Genomic DNA, 20,788 nt, shown 5'->3' with positions numbered 1-20,788 from the left:
TGCAATTGTATTCAATTTTTGCTAAAAAAATTAGCTAAAAACACCTCTAAAGTGCGTTAATGGTGTATGATGTTGCCGATTTTCCGGCTTATTGAATGCATTCAATAAAAAACACAAAAGCATGTTGAGAGTTTAGTTATGAAACATATTTTAACTTCTTTGATTTTAACACTACTGAGTATTAATTTTGCTGTAGCTGCATCCGGCGATGCTGATGCAGGTAAAACTAAAGCAGCAACTTGTGCTGCATGTCATGGTTCTAACGGTATTGGCGCTAGCGATACATTTCCCAACTTAGCAGGTCAACATGCTGATTACATTGTTAAACAGTTAAAGGCTTTTAAATCGGGTGATCGTAAAAACCCATTAATGGGTCCAATGGCAGCACCTTTATCTGAACAAGATATGGTTGACTTAGCGGCATATTTTTCAGGTTTACCGCACGATGGATCAAGCCAAGATGGCGACTCTGCTGATGCTGCTTCAACAGGAAGTGCTGCCCCTGCAGCCTATATACCTAGCCCAGCAGCAGGTAAAAGCTTATATGAACTTGGCGACCCTTCTCGAAATATTGCATCTTGTATCGGTTGTCACGGCAATGAAGGTAATAGCGAAGTACTGATTTACCCTAATTTAGCTAATCAACACCCAGAGTATATTGCTAAACAGTTAATGAACTTTAAAAACAAAAGTCGTAACAACTACGCAATGAATCAATTTGCTGGCAATATGACCAACGATGACATTGCCGATATGGCCGCTTATTTTGCTGACCCCGCTGCCGTTGCAAACGTAGTACCACGCAGAGTAACGCCTGCAGCACCAATTACTGCAGAGGTAATTGCAGGTAAAGCTAAATCAGCCACTTGTGCTGCTTGTCATGGCGCTGACGGTAACAGCCCTGTTGCTATCTACCCTAAACTTGCTGGTCAAAGTGCTGATTACCTCATAAAGCAGTTACAAGAATTTAAAGCCGGAACACGTGAAAACGCAGTTATGGGACCAATGGCTTCAGCGTTAAGCGATCAAGACATGTTAGAAATTGCGAGTTATTATGCCGCACAAAAAATAGCAACGGCAGAGTTAGCTGGTTCTGATATCGGTAAAAAGTTGTATTTTGGTGGTAACGTTAAGCGTAAAATCACGGCTTGTGTTGCATGTCACGGTGCTAACGGTAAAGGCATGAATAAAGCTGGCTTCCCAACGATTGCAGGTCAAAACGAATCGTACCTTAAAGCTCAATTGATGAACTTTAAAAAAGGTGAGCGTAATAACGATTACAATACCATGATGCAAAGTGTTGCTTCTAAGCTTTCAGAAAGCGATATGACTGAGCTTGCAAAATACATGGCGTCAATGAAATAGCGTTAACCTAAAGCTAATGATAAAAACCGCATTAATTGCGGTTTTTTTGTTTTTATACGGTGAGTTATGAGACATTTAATTGATTTTTTTCACCTCATTATTTCACAATCATTAAATTCGTGTAGAATGCAGAAGCAATACCTTAACAAATTTTAGCCGTAAACCTTTATCGTGTTTACGACAAGCAGAGACTAAACCAATGAAAAAATTTATCATTACTATTTTATTAGGATTAAGTGCAGTCATTACCGCCAATGCAGCGGAAGGTAACGCTGAAGCAGGTAAAAACAAATCAGCAATGTGTGCTGCTTGTCATGGTTCTGACGGCAATAGCCTTGTACCTATGTACCCTAAATTAGCAGGCCAAAGCGCTAGTTACTTAGTAAAACAGCTAGTTGAATTTAAACAAGGCATGACCTCAGGTGGTAAATCTGGTCGTGTTGACCCAGTAATGGGTGGCATGGCGATGGCACTTAGTGAACAAGATATGGCCGACGTTGCTGCATTTTATGCTAGCCAAAAAATAACCGCAGGTACTGGCAAGGCAGAAGCATTAGGTAAAAAACTTTACTTAGGCGGCAACGCAGAAATGGAAGTTACTGCATGTGTTGCTTGTCATGGTATTAACGGTAAAGGCATGCCAAGTGCTGGCTTCCCTGCTCTAGCTAGCCAAAATGCTGCTTACTTAAAAATTCAATTAGAAAAATTTCGTAATGGCTCACGTAATAATGATCTTAACGGCATGATGCAAGGTGTTGCGGCGAATTTAACTGATGATGAAATTGCTGCGCTATCGCAGTATATGTCGTCTTTGAAGTAATAGCGTTTGCGAATTAATTCGCACTTAAACGTATAAATTAAGCAGTGTTTATCACTGCTTTTTTGATCTTGGCTTTTTTAAAAATGGCTTAGGTTACATTGGTAAGCTAGCTCTGAGAATTTTAAGGTTATTAACGCTCAAAGCGCTTTCATTACATATGTTTTAGGTTGGTTGATTTTAGCCGTTGAATGTAATGCCAATAAATATATAGTTATTTACGTTAGGCATATAAAAAGGGAAGCGCTATGGCTTCCCTTTTCAGTAATCAAGTAGAGTTTAAAAACCTAAAAAGCGTATTTAAAGCCAACAGTGAAAACATCTAGTCCGTCGTAATTTTCAAATGAAGCTTCAACACTGGTTTTTTCGTTCAGTTTTTTACCTACACCAGCACCAAAACCAAACTCCCATTCGTCGTCGCTGTAGCTATTACCGCTGAAAGTAGCCTTCGCATCTATATTAGCGTAAGAAGGCATGGCATAAGCATAAAAGCCATTATCGAAGTTATACTGACCACGAACAGAAAGTGTTGCGAACCTTTCAACTTCAAGCTTAATACCGCCCATATTATCGTCAGAAATCCCCGTACCTAAACGTAATTCAGGTATAAAAGATAACTTACTGCCCTCTTGAGCAAATTCATAAGCAACTGAGCCAAAGATAACACCTAAAGAAAGGTCGTCATCTGATAAGTTTGCATAGCCAGCACCCGCCGACCAGTTAGCAGAGGCAGTTAAAGGTAATACAACTAAAGAAAGTACAATGAGTGATTTTTTAAACACAATAATATCCTTTTATTATTAAACAAAAATTAAATCAAATTGGAAAGTGCGCATGCTATCAATGCGACTTTTGTTAGGCAATTAATTTTTTGTTATAAGTTTATACAATACGTAACAAGTTATGTCTTTAGCGAAAATAGTCGCTATTAAACATGACTTATCGCAGGCATATTAAGCAATTTCGCGCTATTATCGACACACGTTTTTATTCGCTTTTTTATTCAGGATGCCTCATATGATCGACATTATTCAACCTTCACAATTTAAAACCGTACCTTGGAAAAACGGTAAAGGCGAAACGGTTGAAATGGCGATAAACCCTGGTGGAACTTTAGATAATTTTGACTGGCGTTTAAGTATGGCAAGCGTAGTAGAAGACGGTATTTTTTCAAATTTCTCTGGCTATACTCGCAACTTAATTTTAATTGACGGCGATGGCATTAACTTACAGCACAACGATAACAAAATTGATCGACTAAAAAATTTACTCGATGTTGCCACGTTTGATGGTGGCAATAAAACCGTTGGCAACTTACATACCAATGAAATAACTGACTTTAATATTATTGCCCGTACCTCAGCGTTTAATACTAACGTCAGTTGTCAAAAAAATATAACCAAGCATATGCTAGAAAAAAGCGACTTATGTTTTATCTACAGTCTATTTAAAGACGCTACGCTGTCCATTAAAAGCACACAGGAAGTTATCACCTTACCTTGCCAGCATTTAATTAAAATAACCGACCTAGAAGCAAATAATGTTGCTATAACCGGCGAGCATTTAATTATTGTTTATCTCAATCGTTGCGAACATTAAACCATCCTTTTTAGAACGAGGCATTTAAGTGTTTGTTCATCAGGTTAACGGTTGTTAATCGCTATAATTACTCGTTCTAACTTTTAAATATGACTTTTTCTTTTTGCTGTCGTAGGCTCAATATACATACAGCAAAACACACCTAACATTGGGAATATTCTGATGACAAGTCGACACTTTATAACCTTAACAGCTTTACTCTTATTGTTATCGCCGATAGCAAACGCAGAGTTTGAGCGCAAAATTGTTATTGATGAAAGCAAAACCAGTAGCCATAGCACAAAAGTTAATGGTAAAAAGTTTGATTACACCGCAACCACCGGTACACAGCCAGTTTGGGATGAAGAAGGTAACCCGATTGCCAGCCTTTTTTATACCTATTACCAACGTTCAAAAGTAAAAGATAAAGCCGCTCGTCCTTTACTTATATCTTTTAACGGCGGCCCTGGCTCTGCTTCTGTTTGGATGCATGTCGCTTATACCGGTCCTAAAGTGCTAAATGTAGATAGCGAAGGCTTTCCATTACAACCTTACGGCGTAAAAACCAATGAGTTTTCAATTTTAGATACTGCTGACATCGTATTTGTTAACCCTGTTAATACAGGCTATTCACGAGTTTTACCCAATAAAGAAGGCAAAATGCCATCAAAGGCTGAGCAAAAAGAAATGTTCTTTGGCGTAAATGCTGATGTTAAGTACTTAGCTGATTGGGTTAATACCTTTGTTACTCGCAATAACCGCTGGCAGTCACCTAAGTATCTTATTGGTGAGAGTTACGGAACAACACGTGTTTCAGGCTTAGCGTTAGAATTACAGTCTCGACAGTGGATGTATCTAAACGGCGTTATTTTAGTGTCTCCTACTGATATTGGTATTAAACGTGAAGGACCGGTTAAATCAGCTAACCGCTTACCTTATTTCGCAGCAACAGCCTGGTATCACAAAGCACTGGCTGATGACCTGCAAAATAAAGACTTATTAGAAATATTACCTGAAATTGAAAAGTTCACGCTTGAGCAATACCTACCTGCACTTGCAAAAGGTGGCTTTATTGCAGCAGATGAAAAACTACGCATCGCTAAACAAGTAGCTCGATATTCTGGCTTGTCGTTACAAGAAGTACTGCGTAATAATTTAGATATTGAAGCCTCTTACTTTTGGAAAGAAATACTGCGTAACCGCGAACAAACTGTCGGCCGTTTAGATTCACGTTATTTAGGTATTGATGAAAAAGTGACTGGCAGTCGACCTGATTACAACGCCGAGCTAACCTCTTGGTTGCACAGTTTTACACCTGCGATTAATTACTACTTACGTGAAGAGCTTAATTATAAAACTGATCTTAAATATAATATGTTTGGTAATGTGCACCCGTGGGATAGAACTAACAATAATACCGGTAAAAACTTACGTTTAGCCATGGCGCAAAACCCGTATTTAAACGTTATGATTCAATCGGGCTATTACGACGGGGCGACTAATTATTTTGATGCTAAATATACCTTATCGCAACTCGACCCAAGCGGTAAAATGAAAGACAGACTTTCATTTAAAGGCTATAAAAGTGGCCACATGATGTATTTACGCTATCAAGATTTAGAAGCATCGAATCAAGATATTCGTGAGTTTTTAAAAGCAACTTTACCCAATAAAACCACACCAGCGAAATATCAAAGCAAGCCTTAAACTGAAACAGTACTGGGTTTATTAATCAGCGTTGTCAGTGCCAAGACTGACAACGCTATTGTTTTTTGGCTCAGCTTAGTTTTTAGCTTAGTTAAAGTAAGTTAATCAAATCAATTTACTTACACATTTTTCCCTGCAACCACTACAACACAAAAGCCCTTTAAAGGTACTTGATGTACGTTAATTGCGTTTAGCTATGTTTATATTTTTAGCTGAGGTTAAGTTGGATTTAAGTTAGGCTTAAATGAGGTAAGTGAACAATTAGAGAGCCACTGAAGTAGAAAGGAAAGAATGAATCAGCATACTTCAATCATTAAGATAAGCATATTCAAATCTATACGTCTGAATTTTTTAACAGCAACTAAGTCACAAAATCTCTGTCGTTATTATCGTCGTCTGTTAGTTACTCTTCGTCATCAATAATATCAGGGGTAACTGTGTCGACAACATCGACAGCGCCACCCACAACGGTTGTAGTTACACTGACCGCCGCTGACACAACAGTAACCGCAACACAGCCTGATAGACTAAAAAGTACATAAAAAAATAAAAAACCTTGTGCAATTTTTTTCAAAACAGCCTCTGCAAATGAACGAATATCTATATTTAATCAGAATACGATAATTAAATGATAAATCAACAAATGAATTAAGCTAGCTAGCTAGCTATCATCAATTAAATAGCTTCTTGTAGTTAAGTTATATGAAGTGATGTGATAGTAGTTTAGGATATTTTATCCTGAGCAAGCATTTAGTCTTCTTGGAGTGCTGCTAGTGCAAATGTAGCTTTTGATTGGGCTGTTCAGAATTCAGACAATAAATCATCATGTAAAAACGGCTGCCAATCGGCAGCCGTCGATTTATACAAAACGCTGAGCTAGTTGAAATAAATTAAACTAAATTTCATAATTAATGACTTGGTAGCCTAACGCTTCTAGTTGCGGTTTTAATGTTTTAGCATCGCCCACGACTACCATTAACATTTCACTTAAGTTTAAGTGTTTTTTCGCTAAGGCATTAATCTCTGCTTTGCTAATGTTCGCGACAATATTATTACGCTCTTTCACAAAATCAGCCGTTAAGCCATGTTCTAAAATTTGCGCTAAAAATCCTAATTTACGGCCAGGGGTTTCATACTTTAAGGCATCCTGTTGATTAATCGCATTACGCATAAAGGCTAACTCTTCATCACTTATACCTTGTTCAGCGTAGCGTTTGATCTCTGTAACAAACTCAACAATCGATTTATCGGTTACGTCTGCACGTACTTCGGCGCTAGCGGTAAATGTTCCAGAAAATTTATCGCCATAAAAGTAAGACCGTGCGCCATAGGTATAGCCTTTATCTTCACGTAAATTTAAGTTGATGCGACTATTGAATGCTCCGCCTAACGGAAAGTTCATCAGATAAGCACGATAGTATTCACCGGTAACGTCTTGAGTAAGTGACCGCTTACCAATGCGAATGGCCGATTGCGCTGCGTTATCTTTATTGACTAAATATATAACGCCTCGCTTTGCCTTAGATTCAGGTAAGTTTAATAACAGCGACTTTCCTTCACCGGTTAGTGGCTTAAATATACTTAATGATTCCAAGACACTATTTTTATCTAAATCTGATACCAGTATTATTTCACTGCCTTTAGCTTTAAATTGTTGTTGATAAAGTGCTTTAATATCATCTAATTGAATATTCGCTAATGAGGCTTCTGAGCCATTACTAGAGGTTGCAGCAATGTTGTTCGCATGAAGTAATTGGCGATATGCATTTGAAGCTAAATAACCTGCATCTTTTTTACCGTTAATTGCCCCTTGAATAGCGTTGTTTTTATTACGGTCAAACTCACTTGGCAAGAACGCTGGTTTGGTAAGTTTTTCATAAACTAACGCGAGTGTGGCATCAATGTGCTTAGTTAAGGCATTTATATTAACCGACAAATACTGATTACCCGCTGAGATACTTACCGAAGAACCAAGCTTTTGTAAGGCTTTACTCATATCTTCAGCGCTGTGCTGAGTAGTTGACTCGTTTAACATTGCCGCTAAAAGTGCTGCCGTACCGGCTTTGTCTTTATGCTCAAAGTAATGGCCCGCAGGGATTTTAATCAACATTGACGTTGTAGGTGTTTCACTACTTTGCGTTGCCAACACCTTAATACCGTTTGCAAAAGTTTCTCGCCACATTTGTGGTACATCAACCGCTTTATTGGCACCGGTAACTGGCATTAGGCTACGGTCAAAATTATCTGTCGCTTTACGCACGTGTAGATCGGTATCGGAGGTAACAGTCAGCTCAGGAATAACACGCGCAGCAGGTGTAAAGTTGTCTTGGGCGGCAACTAATGCCTTTTGTCCTTTGGGCACTATGCTCATGATCACGCCATGTTTATTTTTAATATATTTTTTATAAACACGCATAACATCAGCTTTAGTTACATTGGCATAACGGGTGATGTCTTGTTCAATATAGTTTGGATTACCTTTGAAGGTTTCGTTCGCTGCTAGTTGGCTTACTTTGCCGGCAACACTTTGTAACCCAAAAATAAAACCAGCTTCCATTTCAGCTTTGGCTTTAATTAAGTCGTCGTCTTCAACACCACGGGCTTCGAATTCAAGTAACGTGTCACGAATGACTTTTTCCATATCGGTTAAGGTTTTACCTGAAGCCGGATGCGGTAAAGCTAAAAGATTAAAAGTACACGCGAGTTCAGCACAAGGATGGCTAACTGATGCTTGAACCGCTAACTGATTTTTGACCAAATTCTTATACAGTAATGAGGTTTTTCCACCGCCTAAAATGCTCGACAATAAATCTAATGCAGCTTCATCTTTATGCCTAACGCTCACCGTTGGATAAGACATATACACTAAAGGCAGGTGCACATTATCTTCCATTGAAATATAGCGATCAGCGTCAATGGTAAATTGTGGTTTTGCTGGCATGTTAACTTCAGGGCCACGTGGAATGCTGCCAAAGTATTTATTCACCATCGCTAAGGTTTCAGCAACATCTAAATCGCCGCCTATGGTTAAAGTGGCATTATTTGGACCGTACCAACGTAAGAAAAAGGCTTTTAAGTCATTAACGTTTACACGATTTAAATCTTCAATATAGCCTATTGTTTGCCAAGAATACGGATGACCAACAGGATACATAGCTTCAGCAACGCGCTCTCGTAATAATCCATACGGACGGTTTTCGTAGCTTTGACCTCGTTCGTTTTTTACCGTTTCACGTTGTATTTCAAACTTTTCTTGAGTTACTGCATCAACTAGAAACCCCATGCGGTCAGCTTCAAGCCACAACATTTTTTCGAGTTGGCTAGCTGGCACCGTTTGAAAGTAATTCGTGCGGTCGCTATTAGTGGTACCGTTCATGGTACCGCCAGATTCTGTCACTATTTTAAAGTGTTCATCATCTGCGACATTTTCTGAACCTTGAAACATCATATGCTCAAAAAAGTGTGCGAAACCTGACTTGCCAATATCTTCTCGGCCCGAACCTACATGGTAGGTCATATCAACGTGTACAAGAGGATCAGACTTATCTTGATGCAACACGAGCGTTAAGCCGTTTTCAAGGACATACTTTTGATAAGGGATTACCGTTTTACCTGCTTTACTTTCAACACGCTCAACAAACGTTACGCCAGAAACCGTTATTGCTGATTCTGCAAACTCTGTTTGTTTGGTATTTTCACATGCCGTTAAACCCGCTAATAACACCGGTAGCATCCATTTACTCAAAATATTCCCCTTTATATACATCAATTATACTTAGCTAATCCAATACTAACTAAATAGATAATAAGTACAATAGATTAGCACCGATATCGCATTATAAATGTAACAATATTCTACAGCCAAGTTCAGTAATTAAGCTATTTCACAATTTTCTGCCGTATCAAATAGCTAAAAACTGGTTAACAATCACATGCGCATAAAAGCACATAACGAAAACCTTTAAACCATAAATGCCTGATGGGTTATAAGTTACTTTCTTATAAAATGTGTTACGCTCGTTAAAATGGCTTTAAGTTGAGCAGAAATAATACGCTCGGAGCAAATAGATGAAAGACGCACCGCATACCTCAATTGAGCACTGGGTTGATATTATTGCTAAAAGTGAATTACCTGCAATTACCTCTACCGCCAAAATGCTGGATAAATTTAATAATGACGACAAATCGTCTTTACCTAAATTAAGTCAGGCAATTTTACACGACCAATCTCTTTCATCATGCCTACTAAAAGTGGCCAACAACGTACAACACTTCAGTGTTAACAAGGTCAACACGGTATCTCGTGCTTCGGTAATATTAGGCATTAGAGCAGTAAAAAACATTTGTCTTACTTCTAAATTAGTCGAAGGACTTTTAGCAAATAAAGAACTTAACCCTGCGGTTTATCACCAATTAACACAATCAATGGCTAGCTCCTTTTATTCGGGTTTGCTAGCAAAAATGATGGCTCCACAATATGCTGAAGACACTCAAGAAGAACTTTATTTAGCCGCCATGCTTTATCGTATTGGTGAAACAGCCTTTTGGATAGTGGGTGGAGAGTCTGCTGAAAAATTAATTGCATACGATGATATGACCACAGAAAGCTTTAGGCAAAAGTGTATCAGTGAAATTGGCTGTGATTTTTCGCAACTTAGTACTGAGTTAGTCAAAACATGGAGCTTAAGTGATTTACTTCTAAAGGCGTTAGACAAGCCTAAAAGTAGAACTATTGAAGTTCAAATAATATATTTTGCCGACAAGCTCAGTAACACGATTGCAAATCCAAGCGGTAGTGCAGAAGAGTTTCAACAACTTCTTGCTGACATAGCGAAGTTAACGGGTTTAAGTGTTCGCCAGTTGGTGCTAAAAATTGAACATATGCGTGAAAAAGCGAATGATTTATTAACCTCTTACGGTGCTACAGCATTAATAAAACACATTAAACCATTGCCAAAAGACATCGATTTCAAGGGTAATAAATACCAAGTTTTAAGACCGAATCCAGATAAAGAGATTAATATTCTCAGCACGTATATAGCGCTTAATAAATTAATTAAGTCATCGACCGATTTAACAGAATTCATTCGGTTGACTTTACAGGCTATGTCAAAAATATTTGCTTTTGAACATTGCAGCTTCTTTTTAGTTGTTGACGATAAAAAGGCTATAAAGTCACGTTTTACCTATGACATTACTAGCCAACTGGTAAATAAAAAAGTTAGATTTACACTCGGACGTAGTAATAACGTTTTTAGTTATGCCATGGATAATGGCCAAGCTATTTTAATAAAAGATCGCCAAGAAGCTAAGTGGTATCAATATATTACTGGTGAAATTGCAGAGTTCATTGTTAAAGGTTCGATGATAATCTGCCCTATAAAAGTGGGGCAAACACCTATAGGTGTTATTACTGCACAAGTTTTTCAGCATGATAAAGAAATTTCACTTACCGACTTTGAGCACTGCTCGGCATTAGTTGACCATCTCAACATGTGCTTAACTATGCTTTCTCATAAAACTAAATAAAGCTCTGATGCTGGCTCTGGTTATAGTTCTGCGAATGTTTAGTCAAAATCAGGCTTATCTACTCGTTTAAATCTTTTGTTGTAATAATATTACAAACCACAAAATTAACCCCTATTATCATTTCTGCCCTCAATAGTGATATCACTCAAATTTTAAACAAAAAAAAAGCCGATAACGAAGTTATCGACTCAAAAGCTATATGGGGAAGCTTAAAATGCAAATTATCACAACAAGTGTTAAATTTGGGAACAAGGTGATTATAGAGTAAGAGCTCTAAGCATGTAAAGTACATTTTGTAATTATTTTACATAAAAAGGTAATTTAATAACGAAATATTAAGTTTATTTATGCTGTCACACTAAATTAGCGCTGGTTTCGGCTTTAAATGAAAAAAGCAAAAAAAAAGGCCTCTGTATAGAGGCCTATAAAAACAACAACACCACGAAGGGATCGTTTGGTGTTATTAAATAAGAACGTGCTGAGGCTCAATTAATTTCACATGCGTATTAACGTTTTCAACAATAGAAGGTTGATAGTGTAATTAATGTGCTTGCTCCCAGTTATCGCCCATACCCGCTTCTGCGATTAACGGGACACTCATGGTGATAGCGTTATTCATTATTTCCACTAAAGTAGCGGTTGTTGCTTCAACAATGTCTTGGTGAATCTCAAAAATTAATTCATCATGCACTTGCATGGTCATTTTAATTCTCGGGTCGTTTTTCTCTTCTATCCAAGCATCAACATCTAACATCGCTTTTTTAATAATATCAGCAGCAGTTCCCTGCATTGGCGCATTAATAGCGGCACGTTCAGCTGCTTTTTTACGCATACCATTTTTTGCATTAATATCAGGTAAATAAAGTCGGCGACCAAATAAGGTTTCTACATAGCCATTTTCTGTCGCTTTTTGACGGGTATCTTCCATATATTGAGAAACATTGGGATAACGCTCAAAGTATTTGTCCATATAAGCTTGCGCAGTATGGCGAGGAACGTTTAATTGTTTTGCTAAACCAAATGCTGACATGCCATAAATCAAACCAAAGTTAACCGCTTTCGCGCTTCGACGTTGATCACTAGTCACTTCATCTAGTGGCACAGCAAATATCTCCGCTGCTGTCGCTTTATGTACGTCTTTACCTTCTGAAAACGCTTTAACTAAACCCGGATCATCAGATAAGTGCGCCATTATGCGTAACTCGATTTGCGAGTAATCGATAGCGACAATTTTATGCTCAGGCGGAGCAATAAAAGCTAGACGAATTTTGCGACCTTCTTCACTTCTAATTGGAATGTTTTGTAGGTTTGGATCAGTTGAAGATAATCGCCCAGTCGCAGTAACCGCTTGATGATAAGAAGTATGAACACGATTGGTTTTAGCGCCTACCAATAACGGTAATTTATCAGTATAAGTAGACTTTAATTTACTTAACCCTCTGTTTTCTAAAATCACTTTAGGTAATGGGTAATCTAATGCTAATTCTTGTAGCACTTCTTCTGCGGTTGAAGGTGCGCCTTTAGGTGTTTTCTTAATAACTGGAATTTTAAGCTCATCAAATAAAATAACTTGTAGCTGCTTAGGAGAACTTAAGTTAAAACTTTTACCAGCCAAGTTATGTGCTTCTATTTCTAACTCAGCTAAACGCACACCTATAGATTGGCTTTGCTCTGCTAGCATATCGCAATCAATTAACACGCCATGCTGCTCCATGCGAGCAAGTACCGGTAATAGTGGCATTTCAATATCGGTAAAAACGGATAATTGTGATTTTATGTTTGCTAATTGTGGATAAATAGCTTCGTGCAAACGCATAGTAATATCGGCATCTTCAGCGGCATAATGCCCAGCTTTATCAATATCAATTTGATTAAAGGTCAGCTGTTTAGCGCCCTTGCCTGCTATATCTTCAAAATGAACAGTTTGATAACCTAAATACTTATCCGCTAAAGCGTCCATGTTATGTCGTGTTGCTACACTATTAAAACAATATGACTCGAGCATGGTATCAAATTGAATACCTTGCATTGTAATGTTGTAATGTGACAATACATTGGCATCGTATTTTAAATTTTGCCCGACTTTAAATACGGTTTCACTTTCTAATAAAGGCTTAAGCTGTTCTAACACCCAATCTAGCGGTAACTGCTCTGGCGCATCAATATAGTCATGCGTTAAAGGTACATATGCTGCTTTACCTACTTCGATACAGATTGATAAACCTACCAGTTTAGCTTTCATGTAATCAACGCTGGTGGTCTCAGTGTCAAAAGCAAATAGCTCAGCGGTTTTTAACTTTTCAAGCCAAGTCGTAAAGCTAGCTTTATCTAGAATAATGTCATATTCGCTATCAACGGCGGCTGGTAAATCAGCAACTACAGTGCTCGCTGCAGTAGTGTCTGATTCTACTTTGCTATCACTACCATCTAAGTCAGCTAACAAACGCTTAAGTTCGTATTTCTTATATAATGTTCTTAATGTTTCGGTATCTGGTGCGCTTGGTTTGAGTTCAGCAACGTTTTGCTCAAGTACGACGTCAAGTTTGATGGTGGCAAGCTCATAAGATAATGGTAAAAACTCCAACGCGGTACGTAAATTCTCACCCACTTTGCCTTTTACTTCATCCGCATGTTCCATCACTTCTTTTAAGCTCGGGTATGCAGTTAACCATTTTACGGCAGTTTTAGGACCACATTTTTCAACACCAGGAATGTTGTCAACTTTATCGCCCATTAAGGCAAGGTAGTCGATAATTTGATCAGGACGAACACCAAATTTTTCAGTAACGCCGGCTTCATCCATTTCTACATTAGTCATGGTATTTATTAAGCGCACATGTGGGTTTACTAATTGCGCCATATCTTTATCACCGGTAGAAATTACCGTTTCAATACCTAAGGCCGTTGCTTGATGAGACAGCGTACCAATAACATCGTCAGCTTCAACGCCATCGACAACTAATAGTGGCAAACCCATAGCGGTAATGATGTCATGTATTGGCGCAATTTGCGTGCGAAGGTCATCTGGCATTGGCGGACGATTAGCTTTGTATTCTGGATACATGTCATTACGAAACGTTTTACCTTTCGCGTCAAATATCGCAATAACATTACCGTTGGGATAATCTTTTTTCAAACTTCTGAACATATTCAAGACACCCGTAATGGCTCCTGTAGGTTGCCCATCTGATGTTGATAAAGCTTGCAAATATGGCACGTGATATGCGCGAAATAAATAAGATGAACCATCGACTAAAATAAGCGGTGATTGGTCAGAAGTTGGCATGATAATTTTATAACTAGGGGAAAGATGGGCTAAGCATGCCATAATCGGCAAATTCTCTCTAGCTATTCATTATATTTAGTCACAAAAATAGCGAAAATTGTGGATAAGTATGTTGAAAAGCACAGGAAAAGACCCTAAAGATCTGATGAACTTTACGGCAACTAAATTTTAACAGCTTGTATTATAAGGAAAAAGGTAAGGCAGAAATCCTTTTCACATATTTATTATTTTTTTTATATTATGTGGATAAATAAATGTCCAAGCTTAGATTTACTTGTTCAATTAACGAACAATAGAAATAAGCGAGCTAAGAGATTACCAGAAAACTGCGCCATTACCAGACAATTATTAAACTATTTTTACCATTTTATGACACCTAGAAATAACAAAAAAACATAAGCTATATTTGGCAAGGGCTAGCTTAATTCGATGATTTTATTTTTCTTAAAAATATAACTTTTATTTGTCAATATACGCATTCAATTTTAGTCTCACCGATCATGCAGTGGTAAAACAATAATCGCTAAGGTTGAGGGGTTAAAATTAATTCAGTGCTCACAAGCATTTTATCAATATGGTTATTAACAAATACACAAAAGCCACATTAAAATACAACAGTTAGTATTTTGAATGTGGCTTAAGTATTAACATTGTTATAAATACTCACGTCGAATTAACGTTTGAATATTTATCTATGCTTTATCACTATTTTACATGGTGACAAATTCTTCAGCAGAAGTTGGGTGAATAGCTACCGTGTTATCAAAGTCTGCTTTTGTTGCGCCCATTTTCATCGCGACAGCAAAGCCCTGCAATAATTCATCGCTACCAAAACCGATACTATGAATGCCTACTATTTTTTCTTCTTTACCCACACAAACTAATTTCATTCTTGTTGGGTCACGATAATCTTCGGTAATCGCTTGATATAAAGCCGTAAACTGAGAACTATAAACTTTAACCTGGTCAGCGCCATGTTCAGCAATCGCATCCGCCTCAGACAAACCTACAGTGCCTATCACCGGATGACTAAACACCACGGTAGCTATATTTGAATAATCTAAATGCTCATTCGGTTTATTATTAAATAAACGCTCACATAAACGACGACCTGCAGCAACGGCTACCGGCGTTAACTGTGCTCGGCCAGTATTGTCACCCACAGCATAAATACCATCAACATTGGTATTTTGGAATTTGTCAGTAGGAATAAAGCCACGTTCATCAAGCTTAATCCCCGTTGCTTCAATATTGATATTGTCAGTCGCAGGTTCACGGCCGATAGCCCAAATTAAGGTGTCGACTGGACCAATGCTTTTACCATTATCTAAATGAATAGTTAATTTACCATCGTTATGTTTTTCAACACGCGTTGGTACGCTCATGGTATGTAAAGTAGGGCCATGCTTCGCCATTTGCTCGACTAAAGTGTCGCTTAGCATGTCGTCAAAACCACGTAGTGGCTTTTCCTTACGTACTAATAAATGTGACTCGCTGCCTAACGCGTGCAACACACCAGCAAGTTCCACGGCAATGTAACCTGCACCAACAACAGCCACTTTTTCAGGCTGCTCGGTGAGGGCAAAAAAGCCATCTGAATCAATGCCATGCTCAGCACCCTCAATACTTGGACGACTTGGGCGGCCACCGGTAGCAATAGTAATATGGTCGGCGGTATATAAAACACCTTCAACTTCAACGGTGTTTTTGTCTACAAATTTAGCAAAACCATTAATTACAGTAACGTCATTACTGGCAAAACCACGCGCGTAAGCGGCATGAATACGTTCAATATAAGCTTCTCTGTTTTCAACTAATTTTGACCAATTAAAACTTTGTAATGGCGCTTTAAAACCGTAATCATTGGCGTAATGCAATGCATCGGCAATTTGTCCGGCATACCACATGGCTTTTTTAGGTACACAACCTACATTCACACAAGTACCACCAATATGTTTAGCTTCAATAACTGCCGCTTTTTTACCTAAACGTGCTGCTCGGTTTGCTGAAGCAATACCGCCACTGCCAGCGCCAATTGAAATGTAGTCAAAATGTTGTGTCATATTAAAATTCCTGTGTGAGTATCTTTCATTATATTGGACTTAAAAAATAAAATTTCAAGTAGAGCGGATATAAAGCTGCTTTATAAGAACAAGTGACATGGTATTTAACAATTAAATTTCAATTTTAAGCATCTGCACAACTAAATAGTATTAGCTACACCTTGATTATCAACTGATCTGCCATTACATCTACATCATCATCTAGCAAACATGCGAATTTTATGACCAATCCATTATTACAACCTACATCACTGCCGCAATTTTCAAAAATTCAACCTGAGCATATTAAACCTGCGGTTGAGCAAGCCATCGAGCAATGTAAAACTAAAATTGCTGAAGTGCTAACCAACAATACAGAATTCACTTGGGCTAACCTAGTGGCTCCTATTGATGAAGTGGATGATGTTTTAGGTAAATTATGGTCACCAATTTCGCACATGAACTCTGTGGTTAGCAGCGATAAATTACGCGACGCTTACGAGTCATGCTTACCGCTTTTATCTGAATACGGTACTTTTGTTGGTCAACATGCTGGCTTATTCGCTGCCTATCAGCAATTAAGCGAAAGCGATGCCTTTAAAAAACTTAACACCGCGCAACAAAAAGTGATCAACAACGCCTTAAGAGATTTTAAACTATCGGGCATTGCACTCAACGAAGAAGACAAAAAACGCTATGGAGAAATTTCTACGCGTTTATCTGAACTTAGCTCTACGTTTGGTAATAATATTCTCGATGCTACACAAGCTTTTAGCGTGAACATTACCGACGAAGCAGAACTGGCCGGTTTACCTGAAAGTGCAAAAGAAGCTGCGCAAGCATTAGCACAGGCACAAGAAAAATCAGGTTGGTTATTTACCTTAGACATTCCAAGTTACTTGCCGGTAATGGTTTATTGCGACAATCAAGCCTTACGCGAAAAAATGTACCGTGCCTATGTTACTCGTGCTTCAGAAATAGGGCCAAGTGCTGGCGAATATGACAACAGCCCCATTATGGCAGAGTTGCTTTCGTTACGTCATGAACTGTCAAACTTGCTAGGTTTTGAAAGCTTTGCTGATAAATCTTTAGCGACAAAAATGGCTAACAATACGGCTGAAGTGTTAGGATTTTTAGAAGACTTAGCGGTTAAATCAAAAGCGCAAGGCGAGCAAGACTTAGTTGAAGTTACCGCATTTGCGAAACAAAATTTCGACCAAAGTAATTTACAGGCATGGGATTTACCTTATTACAGTGAAAAACTGAAACAAGACCGTTACGCCATTTCTGACGAAGAATTGCGCCCTTACTTCCCTGAAAGCAAAGTAGTTGCCGGTTTATTTGAAGTGGTACATCGTTTATTCGGCTTACAAATTAGTGAACGAAAAGACGTTGATACTTGGCACAAAGATGTGAAGTTTTTTGATGTTTTGGACAGTAATCAACAATTACGCGGCAGTTTTTATTTAGATTTATACGCCCGATCAAAAAAACGCGGTGGCGCTTGGATGGATGATTGTGTTGGCCGCCGTGAATTAGCAAATGGCGATATTCAATATCCAGTGGCTTACCTAACCTGTAACTTTAACGGCCCTGTTGGCGATAAACCGGCATTGTTTACTCATGATGAAGTGGTGACTTTATTCCATGAATTTGGTCATGGTATTCATCACATGCTAACGCAAATTAATGCTGCCGGTGTTTCGGGTATCAATGGTGTTCCATGGGATGCGGTTGAGCTACCTAGCCAATTTTTAGAAAACTGGTGTTGGCAACCAGAGGCGTTAGCGTTTATTTCTGGCCATTACCAAACCAACGAGCCATTACCACAAGATATGCTCGATAAAATGTTAGCGGCGAAAAACTTTCAGTCCGCTATGCAAATGATCCGTCAACTTGAATTCAGCTTATTCGATTTTAAAATGCACGCGCAATATTCACCCGAAAATGGTGATGAAATTCAGCAAGTATTAAACCAAGTTCGCGAAGACTACGCCGTAATTAAAGCGCCTGAATTCAATCGTTTTCAACACAGCTTTGGTCACATCTTTGGCGGTGGTTATGCTGCAGGTTATTACAGCTACAAATGGGCAGAAGTGTTATCAAGCGATGCTTTTTCTCGTTTTGAAGAAGAAGGTATATTCAACCAAAGTGTTGGTCATGACTTTTTAACTAATGTATTAGAAATGGGCGGTTCAAATGAACCAAGCGAATTATTTAAAGCCTTTCGTGGCCGCGAGCCTCAAATTGACGCATTATTACGTCACAGCGGCATTACAGGTTAATAACAATGGCATTAGAAAAGATTGACGATATTTATCAACGTGCCGCCGCCCGCAAAGGTGGCGCTGCTAAACTCAACTTATTGTTAGGCCCCGCTCAACAAGATGACTTATTGGCTGAAATTCCTGACGACCGATTTTTGTCTGAGTTTAGTAAAAAGGTTTTTCAATCGGGTTTTGTTTGGCGTGTTGTTGAAAATAAATGGCCAAACTTTGAAGAAAGCTTTTTCAATTTTAATATTGAAAAAGTATTGATGATGCCAGAAGAAATGATGGAACGAAAAGCCAGCGATCCAAAAATTATTAGAAACTTTAATAAAGTTAAAACCATTAAAGCCAACGCACAAATGATTTTTGATCAGCAGCAACAAGGTCAAAGCTTTGCAGAGTTTATTGCAAAATGGCCAAGTGATGACATTACCGGTTTATGGGCGTATTTGAAAAAACATGGCCAACGCTTAGGTGGAAACACTGGGCCTTATGCTTTGCGTGCGTTAGGCAAAGATACATTTTTGCTTAGTAGAGACGTTGAAGCTTATTTTCGTGCACATGACATTATTACTGGCGGCATTCAAACAAAATCAAGCTTAAGCGCTATTCAAGCAAGCTTTAATCATTGGCAGCAACAATGCGACTTATCTTTAGGTCAACTTAGTCGGTTAATTGCTTATGCAACAGGCGATAATCATGTTCATTTAGAAGAAGTCGCCAATGCTTAATAAAGTTGCGGTTGCCTATGTCGATGCTGTTGACGTCGACAAAGCCAAAAAAATTGCTCAAAAGTGGCAGCTAGATTATATCGGCGATATCGCCGCAGTAAAAAATCATCCGGAATTGCTATTTGCTTTACAAGTAAACCTACAACGCCTAGAACTGAGCAAACTTGATGAGCCCAAACTTGGTGCTATATGTGTCGACTTTGTTGATGGCGCTACGGCTCATCGCCGTAAATTTGGTGGTGGCAGAGGTCAAGACATTGCCAAAGCCGTTGGTTTAAAACACGGTTTTACGCCCAACGTACTTGATGCTACCGCTGGCTTAGGTCGAGATGCGTTTGTATTAGCTACTTTAGGTTGTAATGTAACCATGATGGAACGTATGCCGATTGTAGCGGCTTTGCTTGAAGACGGTTTAGAGCGTGCGCAGTTAAGCACAGAAATTAATGATATTACCGAGCGTATGAGCTTGATCAACTCTTCATCAATTGAAAATATGAACTTAGCGCAGCAACCCGATGTTATTTACCTTGATCCCATGTACCCACATAGAGAAAAGTCGGCGGCGGTCAAAAAAGAAATGCGCGTGTTTCAGTCGCTAGTGGGTGAAGACCTTGACGCTGACGATTTACTCGCACCAGCGATTGCCCTGGCAAAATATCGCGTAGTGGTTAAACGTCCAAGTTATGCACCACCACTAGCCGGTAAAACACCGTCTACCAGTATTAATATGAAAAAGAATCGCTTCGATGTTTATGTTAATCAAGCCATTCCAAAAAAGAACTAAGCACTTTATACCTATTAATCGTTAGGTGAAATTTGCAAATTTATAGTCTGAAAGTGCTTAAACGTGCGCTTAGCACAAGTTTATTCTAGACTAATAATCAGCGTTATAACTGATGTACAGATTAAGTATTACCCGAGAGCCGGAAGTTCCGGTAACTCATTCACCAACCACAATGGAGATATTATGATCGCATTAAATGCAGCTATGCCTGATGGGCAACTACAAGAATTAAAAGATGGTGATATGGTCACCCACAAAACGTCTGAATTGTTCGCGAACAAAAAAGTAGTTATGTTTGCCGTACCAGGCGCATTTACACCAACATGTTCGGAAACACATTTACCGGGTTACGTTGTATTAGCTGACGAATTTAAAGCTAAAGGCGTTGACGCTATTATTTGTGTTGCGGTTAATGACGCATTCGTTATGTCGTCATGGGGCAAAGCACAAAATGCTGAAAACCTAATGATGCTTGCTGATGGTGATGGTAGCTACACGAAAGCATTGGGTCTTGAAATGGACACAGCAGCCTTTGGTGGATTACGTTCACAGCGCTACGCTATGGTTATCGATAACGGTGTTGTCACAACATTAAATGTTGAACAGCCGCAAAAATTTGAAGTGAGTAATGCAGAGACTATTATCAAGCTTCTATAAAGCAAAGTAATTAGCCGCTATA

General features: G+C 38.6%; 14 protein-coding genes. 9 read left to right on the top strand and 5 right to left on the bottom strand.

From position 1 onward, the window contains the following. The first annotated feature begins 138 nt into the window (after positions 1-138). Positions 139-1,365: a c-type cytochrome gene (locus DBO93_RS18740; RefSeq protein ID WP_204100634.1), complete on the top strand. Its 1,227-nt coding sequence runs from the start codon at positions 139-141 to the stop codon at positions 1,363-1,365. A gap of 199 nt (positions 1,366-1,564) precedes the next feature. After that, on the top strand, positions 1,565-2,185 hold the full coding sequence (locus DBO93_RS00365; protein ID WP_108454559.1) for a c-type cytochrome: 621 nt from the start codon (positions 1,565-1,567) through the stop codon (positions 2,183-2,185). 284 nt (positions 2,186-2,469) lie between these two features. Here DBO93_RS00365 and DBO93_RS00360 read toward each other — a convergent pair whose 3' ends face one another. Next, on the bottom strand, positions 2,470-2,964 hold the full coding sequence (locus DBO93_RS00360; protein WP_162533684.1) for an outer membrane beta-barrel protein: 495 nt from the start codon (positions 2,962-2,964) through the stop codon (positions 2,470-2,472). 235 nt (positions 2,965-3,199) lie between these two features. On the opposite strand from DBO93_RS00360, the gene DBO93_RS00355 reads away from it, so the two are divergent. Beyond that, the gene (locus DBO93_RS00355; RefSeq protein ID WP_108454557.1) at positions 3,200-3,781 is read left to right on the top strand and encodes a HutD family protein; all 582 of its coding nucleotides are present in this window, start codon (positions 3,200-3,202) and stop codon (positions 3,779-3,781) included. A gap of 162 nt (positions 3,782-3,943) precedes the next feature. Next, positions 3,944-5,467: a carboxypeptidase gene (locus DBO93_RS00350; protein WP_108454556.1), complete on the top strand. Its 1,524-nt coding sequence runs from the start codon at positions 3,944-3,946 to the stop codon at positions 5,465-5,467. Between the two features lie 403 nt (positions 5,468-5,870). Here the strand turns inward: DBO93_RS00350 and DBO93_RS18735 are convergent, their stop codons facing one another. Next, entirely contained in the window at positions 5,871-6,041 is a 171-nt protein-coding gene (locus DBO93_RS18735) for an NF038104 family lipoprotein (protein ID WP_182254838.1), read from the bottom strand. Between the two features lie 321 nt (positions 6,042-6,362). Beyond that, the gene (locus tag DBO93_RS00345; RefSeq protein ID WP_239059045.1) at positions 6,363-9,212 is read right to left on the bottom strand and encodes a pitrilysin family protein; all 2,850 of its coding nucleotides are present in this window, start codon (positions 9,210-9,212) and stop codon (positions 6,363-6,365) included. Positions 9,213-9,535: 323 nt separating this feature from the next. Between DBO93_RS00345 and DBO93_RS00340 the strand changes: the two genes are divergently transcribed. Beyond that, positions 9,536-10,996 (top strand): HDOD domain-containing protein, encoded by a 1,461-nt coding sequence (locus tag DBO93_RS00340; protein ID WP_108454554.1) that lies wholly within the window; start codon positions 9,536-9,538, stop codon positions 10,994-10,996. A gap of 541 nt (positions 10,997-11,537) precedes the next feature. Here the strand turns inward: DBO93_RS00340 and polA are convergent. Further along, positions 11,538-14,282 carry a DNA polymerase I gene (gene polA, locus DBO93_RS00335; RefSeq protein ID WP_108457684.1) on the bottom strand — a complete coding sequence of 915 codons (2,745 nt, stop codon included), beginning with the start codon at positions 14,280-14,282 and terminating at the stop codon, positions 11,538-11,540. A 710-nt stretch (positions 14,283-14,992) separates the two neighbouring features. After that, the gene (gorA, locus tag DBO93_RS00330) at positions 14,993-16,345 is read right to left on the bottom strand and encodes a glutathione-disulfide reductase (protein ID WP_108454553.1); all 1,353 of its coding nucleotides are present in this window, start codon (positions 16,343-16,345) and stop codon (positions 14,993-14,995) included. A gap of 221 nt (positions 16,346-16,566) precedes the next feature. Between gorA and prlC the strand changes: the two genes are divergently transcribed. The 4 genes from prlC to DBO93_RS00310 all read left to right on the top strand — a co-directional run bounded on the left by prlC (position 16,567) and on the right by DBO93_RS00310 (position 20,766). Continuing rightward, a complete protein-coding gene (gene prlC / locus DBO93_RS00325; protein WP_108454552.1) occupies positions 16,567-18,609 on the top strand; it encodes an oligopeptidase A in 2,043 nt (680 codons plus the stop codon). 5 nt (positions 18,610-18,614) lie between these two features. Further along, positions 18,615-19,325, top strand: a complete 711-nt coding sequence (locus DBO93_RS00320; protein ID WP_108454551.1) for a DNA-3-methyladenine glycosylase I — start codon at positions 18,615-18,617, stop codon at positions 19,323-19,325. Continuing rightward, entirely contained in the window at positions 19,318-20,109 is a 792-nt protein-coding gene (locus tag DBO93_RS00315) for a class I SAM-dependent methyltransferase (RefSeq protein WP_108454550.1), read from the top strand. The genes DBO93_RS00320 and DBO93_RS00315 overlap by 8 nt, the downstream gene beginning before the upstream one ends. Before the next feature lie 183 nt (positions 20,110-20,292). Then, positions 20,293-20,766 carry a peroxiredoxin gene (locus tag DBO93_RS00310; protein WP_108454549.1) on the top strand — a complete coding sequence of 158 codons (474 nt, stop codon included), beginning with the start codon at positions 20,293-20,295 and terminating at the stop codon, positions 20,764-20,766. Positions 20,767-20,788: the final 22 nt, after the last annotated feature.

It is taken from the genome of Colwellia sp. Arc7-D (assembly GCF_003061515.1).
In the GTDB taxonomy this organism is placed as follows: domain Bacteria; phylum Pseudomonadota; class Gammaproteobacteria; order Enterobacterales; family Alteromonadaceae; genus Cognaticolwellia.
This window is presented reverse-complemented; position numbering and strand designations above follow the sequence as displayed.

Coding starts and splice junctions, on each gene's coding strand:
- DBO93_RS18740 (WP_204100634.1), top strand. CDS start 139: ATGAAACATATTTTAACTTCTTTGATTTTAACACTACTGAGTATTAAT.
- DBO93_RS00365 (WP_108454559.1), top strand. CDS start 1,565: ATGAAAAAATTTATCATTACTATTTTATTAGGATTAAGTGCAGTCATT.
- DBO93_RS00355 (WP_108454557.1), top strand. CDS start 3,200: ATGATCGACATTATTCAACCTTCACAATTTAAAACCGTACCTTGGAAA.
- DBO93_RS00350 (WP_108454556.1), top strand. CDS start 3,944: ATGACAAGTCGACACTTTATAACCTTAACAGCTTTACTCTTATTGTTA.
- DBO93_RS00340 (WP_108454554.1), top strand. CDS start 9,536: ATGAAAGACGCACCGCATACCTCAATTGAGCACTGGGTTGATATTATT.
- polA (WP_108457684.1), bottom strand. CDS start 14,282: ATGCCAACTTCTGACCAATCACCGCTTATTTTAGTCGATGGTTCATCT.
- gorA (WP_108454553.1), bottom strand. CDS start 16,345: ATGACACAACATTTTGACTACATTTCAATTGGCGCTGGCAGTGGCGGT.
- prlC (WP_108454552.1), top strand. CDS start 16,567: ATGACCAATCCATTATTACAACCTACATCACTGCCGCAATTTTCAAAA.
- DBO93_RS00320 (WP_108454551.1), top strand. CDS start 18,615: ATGGCATTAGAAAAGATTGACGATATTTATCAACGTGCCGCCGCCCGC.
- DBO93_RS00315 (WP_108454550.1), top strand. CDS start 19,318: ATGCTTAATAAAGTTGCGGTTGCCTATGTCGATGCTGTTGACGTCGAC.
- DBO93_RS00310 (WP_108454549.1), top strand. CDS start 20,293: ATGATCGCATTAAATGCAGCTATGCCTGATGGGCAACTACAAGAATTA.